The organism is Variovorax sp. LjRoot130 (assembly GCF_964253755.1).
GTDB lineage: Bacteria > Pseudomonadota > Gammaproteobacteria > Burkholderiales > Burkholderiaceae_C > Variovorax.
On record NZ_CAXURM020000001.1, the window covers coordinates 1,528,266 to 1,552,856 of the forward strand.

Annotated in this window: 27 protein-coding genes; 17 read left to right on the top strand and 10 right to left on the bottom strand. The window is 67.5% G+C overall.

Features of this window, described 5'->3' with window-relative positions; all coding sequences use genetic code 11:
* Positions 1-14: 14 nt before the first annotated feature.
* From murJ to yccS, 4 genes are read left to right on the top strand one after another with little or no spacing between them, the layout of a single operon-like run.
* Positions 15-1,580 (top strand): murein biosynthesis integral membrane protein MurJ, encoded by a 1,566-nt coding sequence (murJ, locus tag ACSQ86_RS07630; RefSeq protein ID WP_436303187.1) that lies wholly within the window; start codon positions 15-17, stop codon positions 1,578-1,580.
* A 55-nt stretch (positions 1,581-1,635) separates the two neighbouring features.
* Positions 1,636-2,487, top strand: a complete 852-nt coding sequence (locus tag ACSQ86_RS07635; protein ID WP_093106450.1) for a SirB1 family protein — start codon at positions 1,636-1,638, stop codon at positions 2,485-2,487.
* Positions 2,487-2,909 (top strand): bleomycin resistance protein, encoded by a 423-nt coding sequence (locus tag ACSQ86_RS07640; RefSeq protein ID WP_093106447.1) that lies wholly within the window; start codon positions 2,487-2,489, stop codon positions 2,907-2,909. Before ACSQ86_RS07635 ends, ACSQ86_RS07640 begins: the two co-directional genes overlap by 1 nt.
* Positions 2,910-2,948: 39 nt before the next feature.
* Entirely contained in the window at positions 2,949-5,201 is a 2,253-nt protein-coding gene (yccS, locus tag ACSQ86_RS07645; protein ID WP_436303188.1) for a YccS family putative transporter, read from the top strand.
* Here the strand turns inward: yccS and ACSQ86_RS07650 are convergent.
* From ACSQ86_RS07650 to purM, 4 genes are all read right to left on the bottom strand, one after another.
* On the bottom strand, positions 5,190-6,179 hold the full coding sequence (locus tag ACSQ86_RS07650) for a GlxA family transcriptional regulator (RefSeq protein WP_436303189.1): 990 nt from the start codon (positions 6,177-6,179) through the stop codon (positions 5,190-5,192). The two genes, yccS and ACSQ86_RS07650, sit on opposite strands and share 12 nt — an antisense overlap.
* A 13-nt stretch (positions 6,180-6,192) precedes the next feature.
* Positions 6,193-6,765: an isochorismatase family protein gene (locus ACSQ86_RS07655; protein ID WP_436303190.1), complete on the bottom strand. Its 573-nt coding sequence runs from the start codon at positions 6,763-6,765 to the stop codon at positions 6,193-6,195.
* A gap of 108 nt (positions 6,766-6,873) precedes the next feature.
* The gene (locus ACSQ86_RS07660; protein WP_436310262.1) at positions 6,874-7,848 is read right to left on the bottom strand and encodes an AI-2E family transporter; all 975 of its coding nucleotides are present in this window, start codon (positions 7,846-7,848) and stop codon (positions 6,874-6,876) included.
* A 98-nt stretch (positions 7,849-7,946) separates the two neighbouring features.
* Positions 7,947-9,011 (bottom strand): phosphoribosylformylglycinamidine cyclo-ligase, encoded by a 1,065-nt coding sequence (gene purM, locus ACSQ86_RS07665; RefSeq protein ID WP_093106437.1) that lies wholly within the window; start codon positions 9,009-9,011, stop codon positions 7,947-7,949.
* A gap of 174 nt (positions 9,012-9,185) precedes the next feature.
* Between purM and hda the strand changes: the two genes are divergently transcribed.
* From hda to ACSQ86_RS07690, 5 genes are all read left to right on the top strand, one after another.
* Positions 9,186-9,872 (top strand): DnaA regulatory inactivator Hda, encoded by a 687-nt coding sequence (gene hda / locus ACSQ86_RS07670; protein WP_093106434.1) that lies wholly within the window; start codon positions 9,186-9,188, stop codon positions 9,870-9,872.
* 27 nt (positions 9,873-9,899) lie between these two features.
* Entirely contained in the window at positions 9,900-11,456 is a 1,557-nt protein-coding gene (pcnB, locus tag ACSQ86_RS07675; protein ID WP_093106431.1) for a polynucleotide adenylyltransferase PcnB, read from the top strand.
* Entirely contained in the window at positions 11,453-11,914 is a 462-nt protein-coding gene (gene folK / locus ACSQ86_RS07680; RefSeq protein WP_436292631.1) for a 2-amino-4-hydroxy-6-hydroxymethyldihydropteridine diphosphokinase, read from the top strand. The genes pcnB and folK overlap by 4 nt, the downstream gene beginning before the upstream one ends.
* 89 nt (positions 11,915-12,003) lie before the next feature.
* A complete protein-coding gene (locus tag ACSQ86_RS07685; RefSeq protein WP_093106846.1) occupies positions 12,004-12,648 on the top strand; it encodes a DUF47 domain-containing protein in 645 nt (214 codons plus the stop codon).
* Between the two features lie 13 nt (positions 12,649-12,661).
* The gene (locus ACSQ86_RS07690) at positions 12,662-13,672 is read left to right on the top strand and encodes an anion permease (RefSeq protein WP_436303192.1); all 1,011 of its coding nucleotides are present in this window, start codon (positions 12,662-12,664) and stop codon (positions 13,670-13,672) included.
* A gap of 157 nt (positions 13,673-13,829) precedes the next feature.
* On the opposite strand, the gene ACSQ86_RS07695 is transcribed toward ACSQ86_RS07690, so the two are convergent.
* Both ACSQ86_RS07695 and ACSQ86_RS07700 read right to left on the bottom strand, forming a co-directional pair.
* The gene (locus ACSQ86_RS07695; protein WP_093106423.1) at positions 13,830-14,276 is read right to left on the bottom strand and encodes a hypothetical protein; all 447 of its coding nucleotides are present in this window, start codon (positions 14,274-14,276) and stop codon (positions 13,830-13,832) included.
* Positions 14,273-14,794: a GNAT family N-acetyltransferase gene (locus ACSQ86_RS07700; RefSeq protein WP_093106421.1), complete on the bottom strand. Its 522-nt coding sequence runs from the start codon at positions 14,792-14,794 to the stop codon at positions 14,273-14,275. The genes ACSQ86_RS07695 and ACSQ86_RS07700 overlap by 4 nt, the downstream gene beginning before the upstream one ends.
* Positions 14,795-14,960: 166 nt before the next feature.
* Here ACSQ86_RS07700 and rpsP point away from each other — a divergent pair, with 166 nt between their 5' ends.
* The 7 genes from rpsP (at position 14,961) to hisC (ending at position 20,078) form a co-directional block, all read left to right on the top strand.
* The gene (gene rpsP, locus ACSQ86_RS07705) at positions 14,961-15,224 is read left to right on the top strand and encodes a 30S ribosomal protein S16 (protein WP_093106418.1); all 264 of its coding nucleotides are present in this window, start codon (positions 14,961-14,963) and stop codon (positions 15,222-15,224) included.
* A gap of 15 nt (positions 15,225-15,239) precedes the next feature.
* A complete protein-coding gene (rimM, locus tag ACSQ86_RS07710) occupies positions 15,240-15,794 on the top strand; it encodes a ribosome maturation factor RimM (RefSeq protein WP_436308683.1) in 555 nt (184 codons plus the stop codon).
* 22 nt (positions 15,795-15,816) lie between these two features.
* The gene (trmD, locus tag ACSQ86_RS07715) at positions 15,817-16,563 is read left to right on the top strand and encodes a tRNA (guanosine(37)-N1)-methyltransferase TrmD (protein WP_436303193.1); all 747 of its coding nucleotides are present in this window, start codon (positions 15,817-15,819) and stop codon (positions 16,561-16,563) included.
* A gap of 99 nt (positions 16,564-16,662) precedes the next feature.
* Positions 16,663-17,043 (top strand): 50S ribosomal protein L19, encoded by a 381-nt coding sequence (gene rplS, locus ACSQ86_RS07720; RefSeq protein WP_093106411.1) that lies wholly within the window; start codon positions 16,663-16,665, stop codon positions 17,041-17,043.
* A gap of 168 nt (positions 17,044-17,211) precedes the next feature.
* A complete protein-coding gene (locus tag ACSQ86_RS07725; protein ID WP_436303194.1) occupies positions 17,212-17,928 on the top strand; it encodes a CoA pyrophosphatase in 717 nt (238 codons plus the stop codon).
* A 52-nt stretch (positions 17,929-17,980) separates the two neighbouring features.
* Complete coding sequence (locus ACSQ86_RS07730; protein WP_436303195.1) at positions 17,981-18,982, top strand: CobD/CbiB family protein; 1,002 nt, start codon at positions 17,981-17,983, stop codon at positions 18,980-18,982.
* A gap of 16 nt (positions 18,983-18,998) precedes the next feature.
* On the top strand, positions 18,999-20,078 hold the full coding sequence (gene hisC, locus ACSQ86_RS07735) for a histidinol-phosphate transaminase (protein WP_436303196.1): 1,080 nt from the start codon (positions 18,999-19,001) through the stop codon (positions 20,076-20,078).
* A gap of 6 nt (positions 20,079-20,084) precedes the next feature.
* Here hisC and ACSQ86_RS07740 read toward each other — a convergent pair whose 3' ends face one another.
* From ACSQ86_RS07740 to ACSQ86_RS07755, 4 genes are read right to left on the bottom strand one after another with little or no spacing between them, the layout of a single operon-like run.
* Positions 20,085-21,206: a glycosyltransferase family 4 protein gene (locus ACSQ86_RS07740; protein WP_436303197.1), complete on the bottom strand. Its 1,122-nt coding sequence runs from the start codon at positions 21,204-21,206 to the stop codon at positions 20,085-20,087.
* On the bottom strand, positions 21,203-22,144 hold the full coding sequence (rsgA, locus tag ACSQ86_RS07745; protein WP_436292636.1) for a ribosome small subunit-dependent GTPase A: 942 nt from the start codon (positions 22,142-22,144) through the stop codon (positions 21,203-21,205). Before rsgA ends, ACSQ86_RS07740 begins: the two co-directional genes overlap by 4 nt.
* 18 nt (positions 22,145-22,162) lie before the next feature.
* On the bottom strand, positions 22,163-22,504 hold the full coding sequence (locus ACSQ86_RS07750; protein WP_436303198.1) for a 4a-hydroxytetrahydrobiopterin dehydratase: 342 nt from the start codon (positions 22,502-22,504) through the stop codon (positions 22,163-22,165).
* Between the two features lie 17 nt (positions 22,505-22,521).
* Positions 22,522-23,781 carry a M48 family metallopeptidase gene (locus ACSQ86_RS07755; protein ID WP_436292637.1) on the bottom strand — a complete coding sequence of 420 codons (1,260 nt, stop codon included), beginning with the start codon at positions 23,779-23,781 and terminating at the stop codon, positions 22,522-22,524.
* Positions 23,782-23,845: 64 nt separating this feature from the next.
* Here ACSQ86_RS07755 and orn point away from each other — a divergent pair, with 64 nt between their 5' ends.
* Positions 23,846-24,442 carry an oligoribonuclease gene (orn, locus tag ACSQ86_RS07760; RefSeq protein ID WP_093106390.1) on the top strand — a complete coding sequence of 199 codons (597 nt, stop codon included), beginning with the start codon at positions 23,846-23,848 and terminating at the stop codon, positions 24,440-24,442.
* Positions 24,443-24,591 lie beyond the last annotated feature (149 nt).

Sequence of the window (24,591 nt, forward strand, 5' to 3'; positions counted from 1 at the left end):
ATACACTTCCGCCCGTGTCCCTGTTCAAATCCGCCTCCACCGTCTCCCTGCTGACGCTCGCCTCCCGGGTCACGGGGCTCGTCCGCGACGTGCTCATGACCTCGGTGTTCGGCGTCAGCGCGATGACCGACGCCTTCTACGTCGCCTTTCGCATCCCCAACCTGTTCCGGCGCGTGTTCGGCGAAGGCGCCTTCAGCCAGGCTTTCGTGCCGGTGCTGGCCGCCAGCAAGACGGAGCGCGGCGAAGAGGGCGCCAAGGAACTGGTGGATCACGTGGCGACGCTCCTGACCTGGACTTTGGTCGTCGTCTGCGCGGCCGGGGTGATTGCGGCGCCGCTGATGGTCTGGGCCATGGCCAGCGGCCTCAAACAGAATCCGCAGGGCTTCGATGCCGCGGTCGTCATGACGCGGTGGATGTTTCCCTACATCGGTTTCATGTCGCTGGTCGCGCTGGCCGGCGGCATTCTCAACACCTGGCGCAAGTTCGTGGTGCCGGCGGCGTCGCCGGTGTTGCTGAACGTGGCGCTGATCCTGTCGATCGTGCTCGGCGCGCCGTGGTTCCGGCGGCTCGGTATCGAGCCGATCTATGCCCAGTGCGTGGGCGTGATGGTGGGCGGGGTGCTGCAACTGGCGCTGCAGATACCGGCCCTGCGCGGGCTCGGCATGATGCCGCGCATCGGTGCCAGCATGACGGCGATCCGTGCGGCCTGGGCCGATCCGACGACGCGCAAGATCACCAAGCTGATGCTGCCGGCGCTGGTCGGCGTCAGCGTGGCGCAGATCTCGCTGCTCATCAACACACAGATCGCGTCTCATCTGGCGACCGGCAGTGTCAGCTGGGTCACCAACGCCGATCGCCTGATGGAATTCCCGACCGCCATGCTGGGCGTGGCGCTGGGCGTGGTGCTGATGCCGCAGCTCGCAGGCGCGCGTGCCGCCAAGGATGACGTGCGCTATTCGTCTATGCTCGACTGGGGCCTGCGCCTCGTGGTACTGCTCTCGGTGCCCTGCGCGTTGGCCCTGCTTGTTTTCTCCAAGCCTCTGGTCGCTGTGCTGTTCCACAACGGCGCCTTCAACGAGTTGCACGTGCAGCGAACCAGCATGGCGCTCATGGGCTACGGGGTCGGCCTGGTCGGCCTGGTGGCGATCAAGGTGCTGGCGCCGGGCTACTACGCCAAGCACGACACGCGCACGCCGATGCTGATCGCCGTGGTGGTGCTGGTGCTCACGCAACTGCTCAACATCGTCCTCGTGCCGGTGCTGCAGCATGCGGCGCTGACACTGACGATCGGCATCGGGGCGCTGATCAACGCGAGCTGGCTGCTGGTCGGCCTGATCCGGCGCGGCAACTACCAGCCCGAGCCGGGCTGGGGCAAGTTCGTGCTGCAGGTGATGGCCGGCGCCCTGGTGCTGGGTGCGCTGCTGGTCTGGGGCGCCCAGCACTTCGACTGGATCGGTTTGCAGGCCGAGCGCCTGCGCCGCATCGGCCTGCTGGCGGCGCTGATCGTGGGTGCCGCGCTCCTCTATTTCGCGGTGCTTGCGCTCGTCGGTGTCAAGTTGCGCAGTTTTGTGCGCCGTTGAAACGCGACGCATGCAGCCGCCTTGACGCTCTCCGCGCGCTCCTCTACAAAGACACATGACGTTCAGCTTCTCGGCGCCCACTGCTCTGGAGTACTTCGACTCGCTTGTCAAGAGCGACGATCACTTTCCCCTGCTCGAAGCGGCCGCCAGCCTGGCGCAGGACGAATATCCCGAACTCGACGTGCAACAGGTGCTGGGCGACGTCGACCAGCTGCTCGCGCGGCTCAGGCGCCGCCTGCCCGCCGACGCGGCGCCGCTGCAGCGCCTGCGGGCGCTCAACCAGTTCTTCTTTCATGACCTGAGCTTCGGCGGCAACGTCAACGACTACTACGATCCCGACAACAGCTACCTCAATGCCGTGCTGCGCACGCGCCGCGGCATCCCGATCTCGCTGGCCGTGCTGTGGATGGAGCTTGCGCAGGGCCTGGGCCTGCAGGCGCGGGGCGTGGGTTTTCCGGGCCACTTCATGCTCAAGGTCACGCTGCCGAAGGGACAGGTGGTGATCGACCCCTTCACCGGCAAGTCGCTCTCGCGCGAAGAGCTCAGCGAGCGGCTCGAGCCCTACAAGCGCAGCAACGGCCTGGTCGGCGACTTCGACGTGCCGCTGGGCCTGTACCTGCAGCCGGCCTCGCCGCGCGAAATCATCGGCCGGATGCTGCGCAACCTGAAAGAAATCCATCGCGCGCAGGAAGACTGGCAGCGTGCGATCGCAGTGCAGGACCGGCTGGTGGCGCTGTTTCCCGAAGCCTGGGGCGAGTACCGCGACCGCGGCCTGGCGCATGCGGAGCAGGGCAACAGTGCACTGGCGGTGCGCGACCTCGAAACCTATTTGATGCACGCCGAAGACGCGCTCGACATCGATGCGATCGCCGAGCGCGTCGCTGCGCTGCGCCGGACGGAGAACTGATGGACCAGGCCAAGGCCACGGGGGTCGACCTCGGCACGCGGCACGAGTTCCACGGCATCCAGCCGGTGCTGCCGGTGGCCGATGCGTCACGCGCCGCGCGCTACTTCTGCGACGTGCTGGGCTTCGAGCTCGACTTCATCGCCGGCGAGCCGCCGAGCTATGCGCGCGTGAAGAAAGGCGATCGCAGCTACGGCGACCCGGTCTACATCCGCCTTTGGCAATGCGGCCGGCGCGAAGCCGATCCCTGGCGCGGCGAGATCGTGATCCATGTCGGCCAGGATGTCGACGGACTGCATGCCGCCTACCTGAAGCGCGGCGTCAACGTGATCGAACCGGTGGCGTCGCAGCCCTGGGGCCTGCGGGAGTTCGCGATCCGCGAGCCCGACGGGCACGTGCTGCGCTTCTGCGGCTACCTGCCTTAGCTGCCCGTGCCGTGGCACGCATCATGCGTGACCACGGCAATGATTTCACTTGCAGGCTACACCTTTCGCCAGCGGCTTCGCGCATTCGCAGGCCGGGCGCAGCCGCTGCGGGTGCTGCTCACGTTGGGCAGCCTGGTGGCGCTGTGCGAGTTCACCGGGCATCCCGAGGCGTTGATCCCGCTGTTCCTGGGCGCCATCGCGAGCGCGCTGGCCGAAACCGATGACAGCTGGCGCGGCCGATTTCGCGCCCAGGTCGTGACGCTGGTTTGCTTTGCAGCGGCGGCGTTCGCGATCGAGGCCTTGATTGGCGAGCCCCTGCTGTTCATCACCGCTCTGGCGCTGGCGGCGTTCTGCCTGACGATGCTGGGCGCGGTCGAGGCGCGCTACAAGGCGATCGGCTTCGCGACGCTCATCCTGGCGGTGTACGCCATGCTCGGCATCGACAACCGGCCCGCGAGCGACGCCGCAGACTGGGCCGAGGCGGTGCTGCTGTTGGCCGGCGCGGCCTGGTACGGGGTGTTTTCGGTGCTCTGGTGCGCGGCCTTTCCGGCCCAGCCGGTGCAGGAGCGCCTGATCAGACTGTTCTCGGTGCTCGGCGACTACGTGCGCTTCAAGGCCTCGCTGTTCGAGCCGCTGCGCGGGATCGACATCGAGCGCAAGCGGCTCTCGCTCGCGCAGCTCAACGCCGAGGTGGTGGCCGAGCTGAATGCCGCCAAGGAAAGCATCTTCAGGCGGATCGGCGCCCGCGCACCGACCGGCCGCATCGCGCGTTATCGCGGGCTCTACCTGATCGCGCAGGACGTGCATGAGCGCGCGAGCTCGTCGCACGACGACTACAACGCGCTGGCCGACGCCTTCTTCCACAGTGACCTGCTGTACCGCTGCCAGCGCGTGCTCGGCCTGCAGGGACAGGCTTGCCAGCGCCTCGCCCGTTCGATCACCCGGCGCGAGCCCTTCGTCGCCGACGCCGGGACGGTGCAGGCGCTGGCGGAGCTGCGCAGTGCGATCGAGCAAGAGCGCGAGCGCGCGACCACGCCGGAACGACTGGCGCTGCTGGCCTCGATCGAGGCGCTTGCACGGAACCTCTTGCAGCTCGACGGGCAGCTTGCGGGTGCGAGTCAGCCGGCCGCCCAGGCGGGGCGCACCGACATGGGCTTGTTCGACCGCTCGCCGCGCTCTTGGCGCGAGGTGATGGAGCGCGTGCGGCGCCAACTCACGCCGCGCTCGGCGCTGTTCCGTCACGCGTTGCGGCTGGCGATCGCGCTTGCCGCCGGCTACGGCGTGATGCAGCTGATTCATCCGGCGCAGGGCTACTGGATCCTCCTGACCACGCTGTTCGTCTGCCAGCAGACCTACAGCGAGACCGTGGCGCGCATGGGCCAGCGCATCGCAGGCACCGCGCTCGGGGTGGTGGTCGGCTGGGCGCTGCTGCAGCTGTTTCCCCAGCCGCTGCTGCAGTCGCTGCTGGCCGTGGTGGCCGGCGTGCTGTTTTTTGCCACGCGCACCACCCGCTATCTGCTGGCCACGGCGGCCATCACGCTGCTGGTGCTGATGTGCTTCAACCAGGTGGGCGATGGCGATGGACTGATCGCGCCGCGGCTGGTCGACACGGCCATCGGCAGCGCCATTGCGGGGCTCGCCGTGCTGCTGGTGCTGCCGCACTGGCAGGCGCGGCGCATCGACGAGCTGGCCGCGACTGCGATGCGCAACCATGCCGGCTACCTGCGACAGATCGTCCAGCAGTACCGCTCGGGCGCGCGCGACGACCTGGCCTACCGGCTCGCGCGGCGCAACGCCCACAACGCCGACGCGGCGCTCTCGACTGCGGTGGCCGACATGTTCCGCGAGCCCGGCTACGTGCGGCCGCGCGCAGGCGTGGCGTTGCGATTCCTGATCCGGTCGCACACGCTGTTGAGCTATCTCTCGGCGCTCGGCGCGCACCGCGTTGCGCTGCCCGATGCGGAACGTGCAGCGGTGCTGCGGGAAGCGGCCGAAGATGCAGCGGCGGCGCTTGATGCCTTGGCCGCCGGGCTGGAGAGGGGGGAGCCCGATGCGGCGGGCGCAGGCCCGGAGTCCTCCGTCCGTGCGGCGCTCGCGACGGCGATCGACCCCAGCGACGGGGCAGACCAGGCCGCCCGCCTCGTTCGCACGGAGCTCACGCTGATCTGGCTGCAGATCGACGCGTTGCGCGACCATGCGCGCGAATGGCTGCAGCCTGAGGGCAAGGTGCCGGCAGAAGCGTCAAGGGCGGCCGAAACCCCGCAGGATGAGTGCACGCCGCTATCGTCTTGATAGCAGATGTGCTTCCGACGGCGAGCCCACCAGACCGAACTGGCGCCAGGCCCGGCGCAGTTGCGTGTCGGAGCCGAAGCCCGAGAGTTCGGCCGCGCGCGTGACGTTGGCGCCCGACTGCAGCGCGAGCTGCGCCGTCGCGAGTCGCAGGCGGCGCAGATAGGCCAGCGGCGCCACGCCCGCGTGCTCCACGAACAGGCGCGTGAGATGGCGCGCCGAGGTGTGGGCCACGTCGGCCATGCGCGGCACGCTCCAATCTGCCTGCGGCTCCTCGCTCACCGCATCCTGCACGCGATGCAGCGCGGGATGCAGATGGTTGCGGTAGGCCAGGAAGGGCGAGAGCTCGGGATCGTGCGGGCCGCGCCGCAGCGCCACCACCATGGTCTGCGCGACCTGCGCCGCGAGCGCTTCGCCGCAGCTTTCGGCGATCCGGTGCAGCGTCAGGTCGATGCCGGTCGTCACGCCGGCGCTGCTGTAGAGCGGCGGGTCGATCACGAACACGCGGTTGGCAACCACCTCGCAGCGCGGCTCCACCTGGCGCAATTCGTCCAGATGGTGATGGTGGGTGGTGGCGCGCCGGCCCGCGAGCGCACCCGCGTGGGCCGCGAGCAGGGCACCGGCGCAGATCGTGACGAGCTCGAGCCGGCCGCGCTCGAAGCGCAGGCCGCGCAACCACTGCAGCAAGGCCTGCGCCTGCGGGCCCGCCGTCGAGATCGTGTTGCCCGGCAGTCCCACGAGCACGATCCACGCCGGGCCGTCCCACTGCGCCGGCAGCGGCGACAGGCCGGCGAGGGTCACGCCGACCGAGCCGATCGCCGCCGGGTCCGGAGAGGCGAATTCGATCTTGAAGCGCTCCGGCTGGCCGCTGGCGCGCAATTGCTGGTTGGCGATGCGCAAGGCCTCGGCCGGGCCGGCCCAGTCCAGCACGAGGCTGTGGGGCAACAGCACGAAGACAACCCGGATCGAGGGCAAGCTCATCGTGCGCGCGGCCTCAGGCCACGGCCAGGGCGCCCGCGCGCTCCAGCGCCTGTTCGACGCTGCAGATCTTGGCAAAACGGCCTTCGAGCACGGTCGCCGTGCGTGCCTTGATGTCGGCTGCGGACAGCGGACGGCCGTCGGGCTGGGTCATGTCGAAAGTCAGCGTGGCATCGAGCACGTAGTCGACCGACCAGCCCAGGTCGGAGGCGTGGCGCGTCGTGGTCTCGCAGCATTGTTCGGTGCGGATGCCGCTCACGATCAGCCGGCCTATGCCTTTCTCGGTGAGCCAGACGTCGAGCCCGCTGTTGACCAGGGCGCTGTGGCGGTGCTTGGTGAAGGTCGCGGCGGCATCGAAGCCGGCCAGTTCCGTGAGCGGCCGCACATGGCCCGATTCGACCGCGAAGGGGTTGCCTGCGCTGGCCGGGCCGTCGACGTGGAAGATGCGAACGATCGGGATGCCGGCCGCCGTGCAGCCTTCGATCAACGCGTTCTGCGCCGCGACGTAGGGGACATAGTCGCGTTGCGCGAAGTAAGGGCGATGGCGAAACGATTCCTGGGCATCGATCACTATCAGACAGCTTTTCATGGCGGCAATCTCCTGGAGACGGGTGGATGATGCGCCTTATTCTTCTCCGCTGCCGACATTCCGTCCGCGCTGCGCCGGACAAGAATCGATCAAATCAGGACATGCGACTCAGACGAGCCGGGCGGCCTGCAATTCCTTCTTGAGGTAGGCATAGAACAGCGGCGCCGCCACCAGCCCCGCCGGGCCGAACACCGCCTCGGCCGCGAACATCACGGCCAGCAGTTCCCACACGCCCATCTGCGTGCGGGCGCCCACCACCTTGGCATTGATGAAGTACTCGGCCTTGTGGATCAGGATCAGGAAGGCCAGGCAGGCCAGCGCGGTGATCGGCGATACCGACAGACCGACCACGGTGATCACCGCGTTGCACAGCAGGTTGCCCACGATCGGCACCAGGCCGGCGACGAAGGTCAGCGTGATCAAGGCCGGCGTGTACGGCAGGCGCAGGTCCCATGTCGGCAGCACGAACAGGAGGAAGAGGGCGGTCAGGAAGGTGTTGAAGGCCGCGATCCAGAACTGCGCGGCCACGATCTGGCCGAAGGCCTCGCCGAAAAGAGTGATGCGCTGCCTCAACTGCTCGGCCAGCGGGCGCCGCGTGGGCGGATGGGCGGCAACGGCAGCCAGCGCGCCGACGATCAGGCCGACGTAGGCGAAGAGCAGCCCGCCCAGCCAGGCGCGGCCGGTCAGCGCGAGCGCGCCGGCCTGCGCGCGCAGGTAGCCGGCGACGACGCGCTGCACCTCCGCCGCGCCTTCCGGCAGGTAGGCGCCGATGTCGGGCGGCAGCTTGAGGCGCAGCTCCAGCACCGTGCGCGCGATGTAGTCGAGCAGTTCCTGGTACTGCTCCGGCGCGTTGAGGACAAAGTCGCGCGCCTCGGAGAAAGCCACGCTCAGCAGGCCGATCGGCGCCAGCATCACCAGCGTGGCGGCGATGACGCGCGACCACGAGGGAACGGCGGATGCCAGGCCCTGCGGCCGCAGGGGCACGAAGCGTCGCAGGCCGGCATCCAGCACGCGAGCGATCCAGCGCGTGCCCAGAAAACCGATGCACACGCACAGCAGGCCGGGCAGCAGGCCCTGCCACATGATCAGCAGCAATGCGCCCGCGATCAGCAGGTAGCTCGCCGTCAGCAGCGCGCGCGATGACGGCGTGGAGGGAATATCGCTCACGCGGTGCAGGCCGCTCAGGCCACGACCACGGCCGCGCCGGTACCACGCTCGGCAATGACGCCGATCTCGTGCACCGTCTCGCCCGCGGCGCGCAGCGTCGCCGCGCAGGCGGAGGCCTCGGCCGCATCGATCACGACCACCATGCCGATGCCGTTGTTGAAGGTGCGGTTCATCTCGATGTCGTCGATGCCGGCCACCTTCTGCAGCCAGGCGAAGAGCTCGGTCTGCGGCCAGCTGCCTTTCCTGAGGTGGGCCGCCGTGCCATCGGGCAGCACGCGCGGGATGTTCTCGAGCAGGCCGCCGCCGGTGATATGGGCCAGCGCTTTGATGCCCTGTGCTGAGCCTGTCGAAGCGGGATGCTTGGCCAGTGCCGCCAGCACCGGCTTCACGTACAGCCGCGTCGGCGCCATCACGGCTTCGCGGAAGGGCTGGCCGTCGAGCGTTGCGGGCAGATCGGTGCCTGCGCGCTCGATCACCTTGCGCACCAGGCTGAAGCCGTTGGAGTGCACGCCTGCCGACGCCAGGCCCAGCACCACGTCGCCGGGTTTCACGTTCTGGCCGGTGAGGATCAACGATTTCTCGACCGCCCCGACCGCGAAGCCTGCGAGATCGTATTCGCCGGCCGGGTACATGCCGGGCATCTCGGCGGTCTCGCCGCCGATCAGCGCACAGCCGCTCAGTTCGCATCCGCGGGCGATGCCGCCCACCACGGCGGCCGCGGTGTCGACGTCGAGCTTGCCGCAGGCGAAGTAGTCGAGGAAGAAGAGCGGCTCGGCACCCTGGACGAGCACGTCATTGACGCTCATGGCCACCAGGTCGATGCCGACGGTGTCGTGCATGTTCCATTCGAAGGCGAGCTTGAGCTTGGTGCCCACGCCGTCGGTGCCGCTCACCAGCACCGGCTCCTTGTAGCGCTTGGGCACTTCGAACAGCGCGCCGAAACCGCCGATGCCGGCCAGCACGCCCTCGCGCATCGTCTTTTTGGCCAGCGGCTTGATGCGGTCGACCAGCGCGTCGCCGGCATCGATGTCGACGCCGGCATCCTTGTAACTGAGCGGGGTGGGCGGGGTGGAGTTCATGGGCTGGCCGGACGAAGGAAGGGAGGGGGCGAAAGGAAGGAGGACAATGACGCCGGCAACCGAAGCAGTCGGGCCGATAGAATTCGCCACGATTTTAAGGGCCGCCATGCCCTGTCCCATGAACCCTTCTTTCGCGTCATCCGCGCCACCCCAGCCGCTCTCGGCGGCCATGGCATGAAGCAGCTCGCGCTCGACATCGGCATTGCGACCGGTCCGACGCTCGCGGGCTTCTTCGCCGGGCCGAACGAGCCGGCGCTGCGGCACCTGGCGCTGTGGGTCGGCGACGCGCGCTCGACCACGCTGCATTCTCCGGTGCCGACCTACCTGTGGGGCGAGGGCGGCTGCGGCAAGACGCATCTGCTCGAAGCCGTGCGCGGCGCCTTGCGCGAGCAGGGTGCGAGCGTGGGCTGGCTGCATCCGGGGCTGCTGGACCCGCCCGAGTTCGACGAACGCTGGGGTGCCGTGCTGTTCGACGACGTGCATCTCTACACCGCGGTCCAGCAGCACGCCGCCTTCAACTGGTTCGTCAATGCGCAGAGCCTGCAGCGGGGCGTGGTGGCGGCGGGCACCGTGCCGCCGGCCGATCTGCCGCTGCGCGAGGACCTCCGCACGCGCCTGGGTTGGGGCCATGTGTTCCACTTGCAGGTGCTCGGCGAGTCGGAGCGGCGCGCCGTGCTGCGCCAGGCCGCGGACAGCCGCGGCGTGATGCTGTCGGACGAAGTGCTCGACTACATGCTGCATCGTTTCAGCCGCGATCTCGGCAGCCTGATGGAACTGCTCGCGCAGCTCGACGGCTATGCCTTGCAGACCCAGCGCGCGATCACGATCCCGCTGATCCGGTCGATGCTCGAAAATGAATGAGGGCGCCAGAGGCGCCGAAGCTTTCCAATGATCAAGAAATTCATCGACAAACTCCTCGGCAAATCCGGCGATGCCGCACAGGGCGGCAAGGCCCGTTTCGGCAAGCGCCAGGAGGTGCCCGCCTCGGTGCACGGCATCGACCCGGCGCTGGTCGACGAGCGCGCCAAGAACGTCGTCACCACGCTGCAGGATGCCGGCTATGAGGCCTACGTCGTCGGCGGCGCGGTGCGCGACCTGCTGCTCGGCCTGCGCCCCAAGGACTTCGACGTCGCGACCAACGCGACGCCCGAGCAGGTGAAAAGCCTGTTTCGCCGCGCCTTCATCATCGGCCGGCGCTTTCGCATCGTGCACGTGGTGTACGGCCGCGGGCGCGAGCACGAGGTGATCGAGGTCTCGACCTTTCGTGCCTACATGGACAGCAACGGTGCCGAGCAGGTGGCTGGCAACGAACGCACCAGCAAGGGCGAGCTCGCGGGCATGAAGCACGCGGTCGATGCCAGCGGCCGCGTGCTGCGCGACAACGTCTGGGGCCCGCAGGAAGAAGACGCCGCGCGGCGCGACTTCACGGTCAATGCGATGTACTACGACCCGGCGAGCGAGATCGTGGTCGACTATCACAACGGCATCAAGGACTCGAAGAAGCTCACGCTGCGCATGATCGGCGACCCGATCACGCGCTACCGCGAAGACCCGGTGCGCATCATTCGCGCGATCCGCTTCTCGGCCAAGCTGGCTGCGCTCGGCTTCAAGCTCGAGCCCAAGACGGCAGCGCCGCTGGTCGAATCCAGCAAGCTCCTGGCCGACGTGCCGCAAAGCCGCCTGTTCGACGAGATGCTCAAGCTGCTGCAGACCGGCCATGCCGTCGCCACCGTCGCGCAGTTGCGCAAGCTCGAGCTGACGACCGGCATCTACCCCTTGCTCGACGTCGTGGTCGAGCGTGCCGATCTGCCCTTCGTGAAGGCTGCCCTGCAGGACACCGACCGCCGCGTCGGCGAAGGCAAGCCGGTGGCGCCGAGCTTCCTCTTGGCCTGCGTGCTGTGGGCCGATGTGCGCGACGGCTGGGCCCAGCGCGTCGAGGGCCGCCACGGCCAGCGCGCGCAAGCCGCGTTCCCGGCGCTGCAGGATGCGATCGACGACGTGTTCAATGCGCGCATCGGCGACGTCTCGGGCCGCGGCAAGCTGGCGGCCGACATGCGCGAAATCTGGATGATGCAGCCGCGCTTCGACAAGCGCACGGGCGCCACGCCCTACAGCCTGGTCGAGCAGGCGCGCTTTCGTGCGGCCTTCGACTTCATGCGCTTGCGCGCCGACGTCGGCGAGGTCAGCGAAGCGATCGCCGAGTGGTGGCAGGAGTTCAGCACGGCCGACGAGGTGCGCCGCCAAGACCTCTTGGACCAGGTGCGCGACGAGCAGCACAAGAGACCCCGCCAGCGCGTGCCTGCCGCGCGTGCGCCGGCGGCCGCCGCCGACGAGGCGCAGCTTCCGCCCGACGGTGAAGTCGCTGCCGCCGCGCCGCGCAAGCGCCGCCGCAGGCGCAAGCCGCGCAGCGGCGGCGAAGCCGGCAGCAGCGTCGCGGCCGAATGACGGCGAGCCGGGCCTACGTCGCAATCGGCGCCAACCTGGGCGACGCGCGCGCGACGGTGAGGCAGGCGATGGACGATCTGGCGGCGCTGCCCGGCACGCGCGTCGGGGCGCGCTCTTCGCTCTATCGCAGCGCGCCTGTCGATGCCCTGGGGCCCGATTTCATCAATGCGGTGGTCGAACTCGAGACCGAACTCGATCCGACGGCGCTGCTGGCCGAGCTCCAGCGCCTCGAGAGCGGCGCGGGCCGCGAGCGTCCCTACCGCAATGCGCCGCGCACCCTTGATCTCGATCTGCTGCGCCATGGCGAGGTGGTGATGGACACGGCGGTGCTGACGCTGCCGCATCCGCGCATGGGCGAGCGCGCCTTCGTGCTCGTGCCGCTGGCGGAGATCGCGCCGGAGCAGGTTACGCCGGCCCAGCTCGCCCAGGTGGCCGACCAGCGCATCGAGCGCCTCTGACCCTCGTCTGCGCGCCCGACCAGTACACTTGCGCGGTTTTTTCACGATGGCGTCACATGAGTGTGGTGGCCGAGATCCAGGAGAGCGCCATGTTCGGCAAGCTGCTGCCCCGCGAGGGGAATTTTTTCGAGATGTTCAATCAGCACGCCGACCGCATCGTCGAAGCCGCGCGCGCCTTCGAGCAACTCGTCGCCAACTACAACGACCTGCATCTGCGCGAGCAGTACAACCGCGATGTCGACAATGCCGAGCGCGCTGCCGACCGCGTGACGCATGACGTCAACCGGTTGATCCACAAGACCTTCATCACGCCGATCGACCGCGAGCAGATCCACAAGCTGATCAACACGATGGACGACGTGGCCGACCTGATCCAGGACTCGGCCGAGACCATGGCGCTCTACGACGTGCGCCACATGACGGAGGAGATCACGCGCCTGACCACGCTCAGCGTGAAGTGCTGCGAGCGAGTGAAGGACGCGGTCAAGTTCCTCGGCAAGATCACCGACCCGGCCACCGCCGAGGCCACGCTCAAGACCTGCGAGGAAATCGACCGGCTCGAGTCCGACGCCGACCGCGTGATGCGCAGCGCGATGAGCAAGCTGTTCCGCGAAGAGCCGGACGTGCGCGAGGTCATCAAGCTCAAGGCCATCTACGAGCTGCTGGAGACGATCACCGACAAGTGTGAAGACGTCGCCAACGTGATCGAGGGCATCGTCCTCGAGAACTCCTGAGCGCGGGCTCCGAATGACAACGGTGCAGGTCGCCCTCTGGGTGGTGGTGGTGCTGGTCGCGCTGGCCATCGCATTCGACTTCATGAACGGCTTTCACGATGCGGCGAATTCGATCGCCACGGTCGTATCGACCGGTGTGCTCAAGCCCGGCCACGCCGTGGTGTTCGCGGCCTTCTTCAACCTGGTCGCGATCTTCGTCTTCCACCTGAGCGTGGCGGCGACCGTCGGCAAGGGCATCGTGCAGCCGGGCATCGTCGATGTGCACGTGGTGTTCGGCGCCCTCGTCGGCGCCATCAGCTGGAACTTCCTCACCTGGTACTACGGCATTCCCAGCAGCTCATCGCACGCGTTGATCGGCGGCATCGTGGGCGCGGTGATTGCCAAGGCCGGCTCGGGCGCCTTGATCGCCGCCGGGATCTGGAAGACCGTGGCCTTCATCTTCGTTTCGCCGCTCCTGGGTTTTCTGCTCGGCTCGCTGATGATGATCGTGGTCGCGTGGGCGTTCCGGCGTTCGACGCCGTCGCGCGTGGACCGGTGGTTCCGCACGCTGCAGCTGGTTTCGGCCGGCGCCTACAGCCTGGGCCACGGCGGCAACGATGCGCAGAAAACCATCGGCATCATCTGGATGCTGTTGATCGCGACCGGCTATTCGGCTGGCAACGCGGAGGCGCCGCCGGCCTGGACCGTCGGCAGCTGCTATGCGGCGATTGCGCTCGGCACCATGTTCGGCGGCTGGCGCATCGTCAAGACCATGGGCCAGAAGATCACCAAGCTCAAACCGGTCGGCGGCTTCTGCGCCGAGACGGGCGGGGCGCTGACCCTGTTCCTCGCCACGGCGCTGGGCATTCCGGTCTCGACCACGCACACCATCACGGGTGCGATCGTCGGCGTGGGTTCGGCACAGCGCGCGAGCGCCGTGCGCTGGGGCGTGGCCGGCAACATTGTGTGGGCCTGGATCTTCACGATCCCGGCCTCGGCCTTCGTGGCCGCGATCGCCTACTGGATCGGCCTCCAGGTGTTTTAGCTCGCCCCCAGGCTGCGCGCACTTCGTGTCGCTTCGCCAACCCCCTACCGGGGGCGGGCCGGCCGCTTCGGGCGGCCGGGCGCGGCGGCCCTCTGAAATGGCAGGCCTCGCCCCTGTCCGCTCGGGCTGAGCTTGTCGAAGCCTTGCGCAGCGGCGATTACTGAGAAATCTTCCGGCCTTCTTCGATCTGGTGCTCGAAGAAGCGCTGGAAGCTGAAGGCGATGCTGGCCATGAGGATCGTGCTGCCGAAGAACAGGGCCAGCACGACAGCGCCGATGGTGAGCCAGTTGGTGCGCCCGGCGGGAGCCTCGGGCGCGGCGCCGGCGTTGTAGCGGGCGTTCCATTTCTCCGGCGTCATCAGGCCATAGACGATAGCGGTGAGCGCGCAGCCCGCAATCGTGAAGCCGAGCAGCGGGAGCAGCAGCCAGCTCCAGCCGTCGTCCACGCCATAGAGGCGCAGGCGTTCGATGCCGTACAGGCCGAGCGCCGTCGGGATCGGCAGCAGCCAGCCCAGCGTGCTGCCGAAGCCGCGCAGATAGAAGCAGTGCAGCCCCAGAGGCCCGCCGAGGAAGGCGAGCCAGGCGGCCACGGTCTTGTTCTTCATTCGGGGCTCGTCGAGCTGCCTTCGCCCAGCACCTTTTCCATCAAGACCACGTCGCGCCACTGGCCGAACTTCCAGCCGCAGTCCTTGAGCACGCCCACATGGGCGAAGCCCTGGCCGCGGTGCACGCCGATCGATCCGGCGTTGGCCGAGTCACCGATCACCGCGATCAGCTTTCGCACGCCGACGGATTCGGCGGCCTGCGTCAGCGCGGCCAGCAGTCGTGCACCCAGGCCCTGGCCCCGCGCGGCGTCGGCCAGGTAGATGGAATCCTCGGCCGAAAAGCGGTAGGCGGGACGGGGCTTGAACCAGCTGCAGTACGCAAAGCCGAGCAGTTCGCCGTCCTGCTCGGCCACCAGATAGGGCAGGTTCTTCGACAGCACGTCGGCGCGTCGGGCAGCCATGTCGGCGGATGAGGGCGGCTCGGTCTCGAAGGTGCCTGTGCCGTGCAGCACGTGATGGGCATAAATGGCGGTGATTGCCGCGATGTCCTCGTCGCGGCTGGGGCGGATGGTGGTCATTCTGAGACGCCTGGCAATGCCAAGGGTGTTGAAAAAAGTCGCTCGGGCTATAATCGTGGGCTTTTCAGCGTGTCGCTGGCCGGGTGGCCATGTCGCGTGTCTCGACGCTGGAAGAACACCGTGGGCGAACCTATTCGGGTTTGCTGCACCACCCGAAGGATAAATCATGGTCGTCATTCGACTCTCCCGCGGCGGCGCCAAAGGCCGTCCGTTTTTCAACATCGTCGTGTCGGACAAGCGCGTTCGCCGCGATGGCCGTTTCATCGAGCGCCTGGGTTTCTATAACCCGACCGCCAAGGAAAACGAAGAAAGCATCCGCATCGCGCAGGATCGCCTGGCCTACTGGAAGAGCGTCGGCGCGCAAGCCTCGCCCACGGTCCATCGCCTGATCAAGCAAGCCGCCGCAGCGGCTCCGAAGGCCGCTGCTTAAGCGGCCGGCAAGGCGATGCTGCCCACACTCGAAGCCGCCGAACTGCCGGCGGACGCGATCGAGGTGGCGCGCATCGCCGACGCCTGGGGCATCAAGGGCTGGTTCAAGGTCCTGCCCCACAGCGCCCAGCCCGAGGCGCTTTTTTCATCCAAGCGCTGGTTTCTGCAGGCGCCCGGCGCAAAGACCGCCGGCGCTTTCCGGCTCGCGATCCGCGAAGCCAAGGAACACTCCGACTGCATCGTCGCCTCGTCCGAGGACGTGCCTGACCGCAACGCGGCCGAAGCCTTGCGCGGTGCGCGTGTGTTCGTGCCGCGTTCGAGCTTTCCGACCGCCGGCGACGACGAGTACTACTGGGTCGATCTGATCGGGCTTGCCGTCGTGAACCGCGAAGGCGTCGCGCTCGGCACGGTGCGCGAACTTCTCGCCAGCGGGCCGCAGACCACGCTGGTGCTGGACGCCCAGGAGGGCGGCAAGCCGATCGAGCGCATGGTTCCCTTCGTCTCGGCCTTCGTCGACAAAGTGGATCTGCCGGGCCGGCTGATCACGGTCGACTGGCAGCCTGATTACTGAGCCGCCCGGCTCCGGCGCCGCCATGCGCTTCGACGTCATCACCCTCTTTCCCGAGCTGTTCGCGCCCTTTCTCGCGAGCGGCGTGACGCGCCGTGCCTACGAGTCGAAGCAGGTCGAGGTCGTGCTGTGGAACCCGCGCGATTTCGCCGACGGCAACTACCGGCGCGTCGACGACCGGCCTTTCGGCGGCGGCCCAGGCATGGTCATGATGGCCGAGCCGTTGTCGGCCTGCCTCGATGCGGCGCTGGCGGCCCGGGGCGCTGCGGCGCCGGTGCTTCTCTTCTCGCCGATCGGCGAGACCTTGAGGCACGCGGTGGTGGAGCAATGGTCCGCCACCGAAGGCGCAGTGCTGGTGTGCGGGCGCTATGAAGGCATCGACCAGCGCTTCATCGATGCGAGGGTCACGCACCAGCTGAGCATCGGCGATTTCGTGCTTTCGGGCGGCGAGATTCCCGCCATGGCCTTGCTCGACGCCGTCGCGCGGCTCCAGCCCGGCGTGCTGGGCGATGAGGACAGCCATGTGCAGGACAGCTTCAATCCGGCGCTCGACGGCCTGCTCGACTGCCCCCATTACACCCGGCCGGAGCAATGGAAGGGCGAGGGCGTGCCTCCCGTCCTGCTCTCGGGGCATCACGTGCAGATCGAGCGCTGGCGACGCGATCAGCGGCTCGCGATCACCCTGCAAAAACGGCCGGAGCTGATCGAGGCGGCACGCGCAGCCGGACGGCTCAGCCCGACGGACGAGAAAGTGCTCCAAAAAAAGCTATAATTTTGGGTTCCCCGATCCTCTGCCGGCCGCGTCGCCTTGGCCTTCAAGGCCTCAAGACGCCTTTTGTGTAGCGCGAGCACGATCGAATCCAGGAAACAAATGAACCTCATCCAGACCCTCGAGCAGGAAGAAATCGCCCGGCTCGGCAAGAAGATCCCCGATTTCATGCCCGGTGACACGGTCATCGTCAGCGTGAACGTCGTCGAAGGCAACCGCAAGCGCGTGCAGGCCTACGAAGGCGTCGTGATCGCCAAGCGCAATCGCGGCCTCAACAGCGGCTTCACGGTGCGCAAGATCTCCAGCGGCGAAGGCGTGGAACGTACGTTCCAGACCTACAGCCCGTTGATCGCCGGCATCGAAGTCAAGCGTCGCGGCGATGTGCGCCGCGCCAAGCTCTACTATCTGCGCGAACGCAGCGGCCGTTCGGCACGCATCAAGGAAAAGCTGCCGGGCAAGTCGTCGGCAGCGGCTGCTCAATAAAGAGCGCCTCCCGTCGTGCAAAAAGCCGCCGATCAAGGCGGCTTTTTGCATTTGTGCTTCGATGCATCCAGCGTTCGTGATTTTTGTTGTTGTGCCGCGTGTCACGCTGGCTCAGTTTTTGCGTTTTACTCAGCAAGTCCTTTCTTGACCACACCACCACCGTCTACCATGCGCGCTGCTTCCGTCGAATCCGTCAACGCCGTCCTGCCGTCGGCGCTGCGGTCCTTCGACCCGCGCCAGGTGCCGGTGGTCGGTATCGACGTCGGGTTGCCCGCGGTGGCGCCCTCCCGCTTCGATGCGCGCGCCTTGCGCGCACGCTTCGCCACGCCGCCGGCCTGGGTGCCCGAGTTGCGGCGCGAGCCGCGGCTGACGGATCGCGTACCCGCCCAGGCGGCGGTGCTGGTGCCGATCGTGATGAGGGACGAACCCACGGTGCTGCTGACCGAGCGGACGACGCATCTGTCGACCCACTCGGGCCAGGTCGCCTTTCCGGGCGGCCGGGTCGACCCCGAAGACGCCAATATTGCAGCGGCCGCCCTGCGCGAAGCGTGGGAAGAGGTCGGCTTGTCGGCGGCGTACATCGAGGTGCTGGGCTGCCTGCCGACCTACACCACCGTCACGTCCTTCATCGTGACGCCGGTGGTCGCGCTCGTGCGCCCGGACTTCGAGCTGAACATCAATCCTTATGAGGTGGCGGCGGCTTTCGAAGTGCCGCTCGCTTACCTGATGAATCCGGCGAACCACCGGCGGCACGCGCTCGTCGGCGAAGACCTCAAGTCGCGCGAGTGGTTTTCGATGCCCTACCAGGACGGTCCTGACGAGCGTTACGTATGGGGTGCGACGGCGGGCATGCTGCGCAACCTCTACCGCTTCCTCTCGGCCTGAACCACGCCGCGTCCCGTCCGGGTGCCATGGAGGCACTCGCTATCATCGACGGATGAGCTTCTTTGCGATCCTGTGCGCGTTGCTGATCGAGCAGGTGCGGCCGCTTGCGTACCACAACCCCGTGTACGGCAGCGTGCTCGCATGGACGCGTTGGACCAGCCGCAATTTCGACGCCGGCAAGCCGCACCATGGCTGGGTGGCCTGGGGGCTTGCGGTGCTCGTGCCGACGGTGCTCGCATTGGGCGTGCACTGGCTGCTGGTGCTCACGCTCGGGCTGCCCTTCGCGGTGCTGTGGAGCGTCGCGGTGCTCTACGTCACGCTGGGCTTTCGGCAGTTCAGCCACCATTTCACCGGCATCCGCGATGCGCTCGACGAGGGCGACGAAGCGCTCGCGCGCTCGCTGCTCGCGCATTGGCAGCGCGTCGATGCGGCCGACCTACCGCGCAGCGAGATCGTGCGGCACGTGATCGAGCACTCGGTGATCGCGGCGCATCGGCACGTGTTCGGTGTGCTCGCCTGGTTCTCCATCCTCGCCGCCGCCGGATTGGGGCCTGCCGGCGCGGTGTTCTATCGGATGAGCGAATTCGTCTCGCGCTATTGGGCGCACAAGAACGGCGCTTCGATCCAGCCGTCCAGCACGTGGGTCCAGCATGCGGCCGATCGGGCCTGGGGCCTGATCGACTGGCTGCCGGCGCGCATCACGGCGCTCGGTTTCGCGGTGGTCGGCAGTTTCGAAGAAGCGATCGACTGCTGGCGCAACGACGCCCGGCGCTTTCCCAACGAGAACGACGGCGTGATCCTGGCCGCGACCTCGGGTGCCGTCAACGTGCGGCTCGGTGGCGGCACCCTGAGTCCGGTCCCGCTGACCGATCCGTTGTCGAGCGCGCAGGCGGGCGATCCGCTCGCCGGCGGGCGTGGCCCCGACAGCGGCAGCACCCCGGGGCGCGAACCTGAACCAGCGCACCTGCGCAGCGTCGTCGGCCTGGTCTGGCGTTCGGTCGTGATGTGGATGGTGCTGCTCGCGCTGCTCACGCTGGCGCGCCTGCTGGGCTGAGCCGGGTGTGTCGGCCTTGAGCACCGCTCCAAGCTTCTGGAGTCCGCGCATTGCGGCGCTGGAGCCCTATGTGCCGGGCGAGCAGCCGCGCGTCGCGAATCTGGTCAAGCTCAATACCAACGAGAACCCCTATCCGCCCTCGCCGCGAGTGCTCGATGCCATTCAGGAGGCGGCAGAGAAGGGACTCGAACGCTACCCCGATCCCGAATCGATCGCGCTGCGCGAAGCGATCGCTGTGCGCCACGGCCTGCACAGCGCGCAGGTGTTTGCGGGCAATGGCTCCGACGAAGTGCTGGCCCACGCCTTCTTCGCCTTTTTCCAGCAAGCCGAGCCTTTGCTGATTCCGGACGTCACCTACAGCTTCTACCGCGTCTACGCGCAGCTCTATGCGATCGCATGCGAGCTGCAGCCGGTGGACGAGGGACTTCGCATCGATGCCGATGCGCTGGCGGCGCGTGCCGCGGCCGGCTGCGGCGGCATCGTGATCGCGAATCCCAATGCGCCGACCGGTATCGGGATGCCGCTCGCATGCATCGAGCGCCTGCTCCAGGCCTGCCCGCAGCGCGTGGTGCTGGTGGACGAGGCCTATGTGGATTTCGGCGGCGAAAGCGCGCTGCCCCTGATCGCGCGCTATCCGAACCTGCTGGTCGTGCAGACGCTGTCGAAATCGCGTTCGCTCGCCGGCTTGCGCGTGGGCTTTGCCTGCGGGCAGGCCCAGCTGATCGATGCGCTGCAACGGGTCAAGAACAGCTTCAACTCCTATCCGCTCGACCGCTTGGCGACGGCGGGCGCCATTGCCGCGCTCGCTGACGAGGCCTGGTTCTCGAAGACGCGCGACGCCGTCGTCGACACCCGCGAGGGACTGACGCTGCAGTTGGAGGATCTGGGCTTCGAGGTGTTGCCCTCGCAGGCCAACTTCGTATTCGTGCGCCATCCCGCGCACGATGCCGCCGCACTGGCGGCGGCGCTGCGGGCGCGCGCGGTGCTGGTGCGGCACTTCGGACAGCCGCGCATCGCGCAGTACCTGCGCATCAGCATTGGCACGCGGGAGCAGTGCAGTGCGCTGGTCGATGCGCTGGCGCAGGTCCTCGATTGAATCGCCTCAGGCGCGGCCCGTCACTTCCTTGAGCAGGCCGATGTACTGATCGACGAAGCGCGCGGGCATGAAGGCTTGCGCGCGTTCGCGGGCCTTTGCCGTCTGCGCGGCCCGGAGGACCGGATCGCCCAGCACCCGCTGCATCTGCGCGGCCAGCGCTTCATCGTCGCCGTTCGGGAAGACGAGACCGGCATCGCCGACGCACTCCGAAAGTCCGCCCTTGGCCGAGACGATGAGGCTCTTGCCTGCTGCCAGGAGCTCGACCGCGACCCCGCCCATCGGCTCGTACCACGCCGACGGGATCACCCCGATCATGCCCTTCGAGACCCATTCGACGAGCGCAGGGCCCGATTGCGAGCCGGCGAAGACGACGGAAGCCGAGAGGCCGGATGCGGCCACCAGCCGCTCGATCTCCGGCCGTGCGCTCCCATCCCCGATGAGCAGCAGCCGCGGCGCTTCCCGGCTGCGTTGGACGACCTTCGCGAAGGCGCGGATCAAGGTGTCGACGCCCTTCTCCTGCACGATCCTTCCCATGTAGAAGAACTCGTACTCGGGCTCGCCGTGGTCCGCTGCCTGGAAGCGCTCGATCGGAAAGGGGTTGTAGATCTGCACCTGCCGCGGCAGCGGCAGCGTCTTGTTCATCCACTGGGTGATGGCGACATTCCGGGTAACGGCGAACTTGGCGATACCGCGCCGCAGCAGCAGTTTCACGCCATCCTTCAAGCCGCGTACGTAGCCGCTTCTGCGCGCATGAAAGAGAAAAGACGCCACGGGCTCGAGCGGCGCCGGGGCGTTGTCGACCCAGCCGGCGCCGTCGATGCACGAGGCCTGGTAGCCCACATGCACCCAGACGAAGGGCTTGCGATAGGCCAGAACCCAGGGCTGAAGCGCCAGGCTCGCGCCATTGAAGAGGACCACGTCCGCCCAGCGCAGAAGCTCGCGCACGCGCGCGCTAGCCGGTTGGCGGATCACCTCGAAGGGGAACTGCGCGCCGTCCCCCTCGGGCGTCTGGGTCACCACCTTGCAGTCGATGCCTTTCGCCACGAAGCCCTCGACGAGTGCGCGCGATACGGTCTCGACGCCGCCCACCGACGGATGGAACACATGGGAATACAGCAGCACCTTCATTTGTAGCGGGATTGGCTCAGTTCGGCGAACAGCTCGCCATAGATCCGATAGCGCGAGGGGCTGATCGCACCCGGATGGCCGGGCGACTCCACCTGCGCGATCACACCGCAGCCCGGCTCGTGCAGATGCGTGCAGTTGTAGAACTTGCATGCCGCGGCGTGTTCGGCGATGTCGGGCATCAGGTGCGCGAGTTGCATCGCTTCGATGTGATTCAGTCCGAATTCCTGGAAGCCCGGCGAATCGATCAGCGCCGTGGTCCGCGCGTCGTCCACCCAGTACCAGGTGGTGCTGGTCGTGGTGTGCTTGCCCGAATTGAGCGCCTGCGAAATCTCTGCCGTCGAGGCCAGCGCGGCCGGCACCAGCAGGTTGGTGAGCGTGCTCTTGCCGGCGCCCGACGGACCGAGCACCAGGGTGGTCTTGCCCGCCAGCAGCTTCATCAAGGTTGCGCGATCGGCCTCCGGCGAGGCCTTGAGCGACAGCGGCAGCACGCCATGATGCATCCGGCGGTAGGGCGCCAGCCTGGCCCAGGCCCGTTCGAAGGGGGCGACGACATCGCTCTTGTTGAGCGCGATGATCGGCGCGATGCGTTCGGCCGCGGCCGCGATCAGCGCACGCGCCAACTGGGTTTCGGAGAACTCGGGCTCGGCCGCGATCAGGATGAGTACCTGGTCGAGATTGGCCGCGAAGGACTTGGTGCGAATCTCGTCCTGCCGGTAGAACAGGTTCTTCCTCTGCTGTACCTGCTCGATGGTGCCCTCGTCCTCGCTGGCCTGCCAGCGTACCCGGTCGCCCACCACGGCCTGGCTCTTCTTGCCGCGCGGATGGCAAATCAGTCGTTCGCCCTCGGGTGTTTCGACGAGGCAGTGGCGGCCATGGCTGGCAATGACGAGTCCGTCGCGCAATGCGGCACCCTCGGCGCCGCTGCGTTGCTTAGCCAAGGGCGCGTTCCATCGGGCTCAGGCCGTTGCCAGCAGGGCATCCGCCTGCGTCGCGCACTCGAAATCCGTGGCCGAGATGCCGCCCACGTCGTGCGTGTTGAAGCGTACGACGCAGCGGTTGTAGTGCACCGAAAGGTCGGGGTGGTGGTCTTGCGTGTGCGCAATGAAGGCCAGTGCGTTCACGAAGGCGATGGTCTCGAAGTAGTTCGCGAAGCTGAAAGTCTTCTCGATCGCGACATTGGCGCCGTCGCCGGTCAGCTTCCAGCCGTCGAGCCGCGCCAGGCCGGCGACGATCTCGGTGGCGCTCAGTGCGCGGCGTGCGTGCTGCTTCCAGTCCTTGGGTTTGAACATGCTGCTCATGGTCGGCTTTCTCAGGTTCAACCCGCGACCATGCGCGCAAGGCGCTCGGATGCGGGCGGGTGCGAGTAGTAGAACTTGACGAACACCGGGTCGGGTGTCAGCGTCGAGGCGTTGTCCTGGTAGAGCTTGAGCAGCGCCGCCGAGAGGTCGGCGCCGCTGGTTTGCGCGATCGCATAGGCGTCGGCCTCGAACTCGTGCTTGCGGGAAATGCGCACCGGCAGCGGCGCGACGAAGAAGCCGAAGACCGGCACCGCGAGCATGAAGAGCAGGATGGCGAGTGCATCGTTGGGCGCTGCCATGTTGGGCTGTACGCCGAGGCCGACATAGAACCACGAATGGACCGACAGCCAGCCCAGCAGCGCGAAGCCGGCCAGGCTCAGCGCGAACATCGCGGCCATGCGCTTCACGACGTGCCGGTGCTTGAAGTGGCCCAGTTCGTGCGCGAGCACGGCCTCCACTTCGCCGGCGCTGAGCTGGCGCAGCAGCGTGTCGTAGAAGACGACGCGCTTGCTGGCGCCGAAGCCGGTGAAATAGGCGTTGGCATGCGCGCTGCGCTTGCTGCCGTCCATCACGAACAGGCCCTTGGCGGCAAAGCCGCAGCGCTTCATCAGGGCGTTGACGCGCGCCTTGAGCGTAGCGTCGTCCAGCGGCTGGAACTTGTTGAAGAGCGGCGCAATGAAGGTCGGATAGACCAGCATCAGCAGCAGATTGAATGCCATCCAGGCGCCCCAGGCCCACAGCCACCACAGGTTGCCGGCCGCGCCCATGAGCCAGAGCATCAACGCCGCGATGGGCAGGCCGATGAGCGCGCCCAGCAGCAGCGACTTGGCGCCGTCGAGGAGCCACAGCCGCCAGGTCATCTTGTTGAAGCCGAAGCGTTCCTCGAGCCTGAAGGTCTGCCAGAGCGTGAATGGGAGGTCGAGCAGGCCGCTGATCAGCGCGAAGGCAGAGAGCAGCGCGAGCTGCTGCAGCATGCCGCCGCCCATCCAGTCCATCAGCAATTTGTTGAGGAGGTCGAGCCCGCCCAGCAGGGTCCAGCCCAAAAGCAGCGCCGTGCCCCATGCCATTTCGAGCAGGCCGAATCGGGTCTTGGCCACCGTGTAGTCGGCGGCCTTCTGGTGCGCTGCGAGCGCGATGGCCTGCGCGAAGGCCGCAGGCACTGCATCGCGATGGCGCGCCACATGACGCACCTGCCGCGTGGCGAGCCAGAGTTTGACGACGAGGCCTGCAGCCAGCGCGAGGGCGAACGCAAAAGTGAAGAGGAGGGCGGCGGACATGGCGAGGCGAGTTTAGCCCGCACGCCAGCCGCTCGCGCACAGGGTCATCGACGACAATCACCCGATGTCAGAATCCACCGCCCCGACCGCGCCCGTGCCCGCCACCACCCTCAAGAAGAGCGACCAGAACCTCGTCTGGCTGGACTGCGAGATGAGCGGCCTCGACCCCGAAAAAGAGCGCCTGCTCGAGATCGCCGTCGTCGTGACCGGCCCCGATCTGGTGCCGCGCATCGACGGCCCCGTGCTCGTCATCCACCAGAGCGACGAGGTGCTCGACGGCATGGATTCCTGGAACAAGGGAACGCATGGCCGCAGCGGGCTGATCGACAAGGTCAAGGCCTCCACGTTGGACGAGGCCGCGGCCGAGCAGCAACTGCTCGAGTTCGTCGCGCGCTACATCCCGAAGAACGGCTCGCCGATGTGCGGCAACACCATCGGCCAGGACCGGCGCTTCCTGGTCAAGTACATGCCGAAGCTGGAAGCCTATTTCCATTACCGCAACCTCGACGTCAGCACGCTCAAGGAACTGGCCAAGCGCTGGAAGCCGGCCGCCTACAACGCCTTCAAGAAGCAGCAGGCGCATACCGCGCTGGCCGATGTCCACGAGTCGATCGAGGAACTCGCGCACTACCGCGATACCTTCTTGCGCATTGCGGATTAGGTAAAAACCCGAAGCTATGCGATAATTGTCGGCTTCGCTGCCGGGGACCCTTCAGGCAGCGTTTTCTTGCATCTCCCTATCTTGCACACCGCGCCCCGTTGAATGGGCCGCAGCAAAGACGAAAGTCCTTGCTGAATGTCGTTGGATGG

Coding starts and splice junctions, on each gene's coding strand:
- ACSQ86_RS07685 (WP_093106846.1), top strand. CDS start 12,004: ATGTTCGGCAAGCTGCTGCCCCGCGAGGGGAATTTTTTCGAGATGTTC.
- ACSQ86_RS07635 (WP_093106450.1), top strand. CDS start 1,636: ATGACGTTCAGCTTCTCGGCGCCCACTGCTCTGGAGTACTTCGACTCG.
- ACSQ86_RS07640 (WP_093106447.1), top strand. CDS start 2,487: ATGGACCAGGCCAAGGCCACGGGGGTCGACCTCGGCACGCGGCACGAG.
- rplS (WP_093106411.1), top strand. CDS start 16,663: ATGAACCTCATCCAGACCCTCGAGCAGGAAGAAATCGCCCGGCTCGGC.
- ACSQ86_RS07750 (WP_436303198.1), bottom strand. CDS start 22,504: ATGAGCAGCATGTTCAAACCCAAGGACTGGAAGCAGCACGCACGCCGC.
- ACSQ86_RS07655 (WP_436303190.1), bottom strand. CDS start 6,765: ATGAAAAGCTGTCTGATAGTGATCGATGCCCAGGAATCGTTTCGCCAT.
- purM (WP_093106437.1), bottom strand. CDS start 9,011: ATGAACTCCACCCCGCCCACCCCGCTCAGTTACAAGGATGCCGGCGTC.
- folK (WP_436292631.1), top strand. CDS start 11,453: ATGACGGCGAGCCGGGCCTACGTCGCAATCGGCGCCAACCTGGGCGAC.
- ACSQ86_RS07695 (WP_093106423.1), bottom strand. CDS start 14,276: ATGAAGAACAAGACCGTGGCCGCCTGGCTCGCCTTCCTCGGCGGGCCT.
- ACSQ86_RS07650 (WP_436303189.1), bottom strand. CDS start 6,179: ATGAGCTTGCCCTCGATCCGGGTTGTCTTCGTGCTGTTGCCCCACAGC.
- ACSQ86_RS07725 (WP_436303194.1), top strand. CDS start 17,212: ATGCGCGCTGCTTCCGTCGAATCCGTCAACGCCGTCCTGCCGTCGGCG.
- ACSQ86_RS07740 (WP_436303197.1), bottom strand. CDS start 21,206: ATGAAGGTGCTGCTGTATTCCCATGTGTTCCATCCGTCGGTGGGCGGC.
- rimM (WP_436308683.1), top strand. CDS start 15,240: ATGCTGCCCACACTCGAAGCCGCCGAACTGCCGGCGGACGCGATCGAG.
- ACSQ86_RS07730 (WP_436303195.1), top strand. CDS start 17,981: ATGAGCTTCTTTGCGATCCTGTGCGCGTTGCTGATCGAGCAGGTGCGG.
- rpsP (WP_093106418.1), top strand. CDS start 14,961: ATGGTCGTCATTCGACTCTCCCGCGGCGGCGCCAAAGGCCGTCCGTTT.
- trmD (WP_436303193.1), top strand. CDS start 15,817: ATGCGCTTCGACGTCATCACCCTCTTTCCCGAGCTGTTCGCGCCCTTT.
- hda (WP_093106434.1), top strand. CDS start 9,186: ATGAAGCAGCTCGCGCTCGACATCGGCATTGCGACCGGTCCGACGCTC.
- ACSQ86_RS07690 (WP_436303192.1), top strand. CDS start 12,662: ATGACAACGGTGCAGGTCGCCCTCTGGGTGGTGGTGGTGCTGGTCGCG.
- ACSQ86_RS07755 (WP_436292637.1), bottom strand. CDS start 23,781: ATGTCCGCCGCCCTCCTCTTCACTTTTGCGTTCGCCCTCGCGCTGGCT.
- ACSQ86_RS07660 (WP_436310262.1), bottom strand. CDS start 7,848: ATGTGGCAGGGCCTGCTGCCCGGCCTGCTGTGCGTGTGCATCGGTTTT.
- yccS (WP_436303188.1), top strand. CDS start 2,949: ATGATTTCACTTGCAGGCTACACCTTTCGCCAGCGGCTTCGCGCATTC.
- pcnB (WP_093106431.1), top strand. CDS start 9,900: ATGATCAAGAAATTCATCGACAAACTCCTCGGCAAATCCGGCGATGCC.
- ACSQ86_RS07700 (WP_093106421.1), bottom strand. CDS start 14,794: ATGACCACCATCCGCCCCAGCCGCGACGAGGACATCGCGGCAATCACC.
- orn (WP_093106390.1), top strand. CDS start 23,846: ATGTCAGAATCCACCGCCCCGACCGCGCCCGTGCCCGCCACCACCCTC.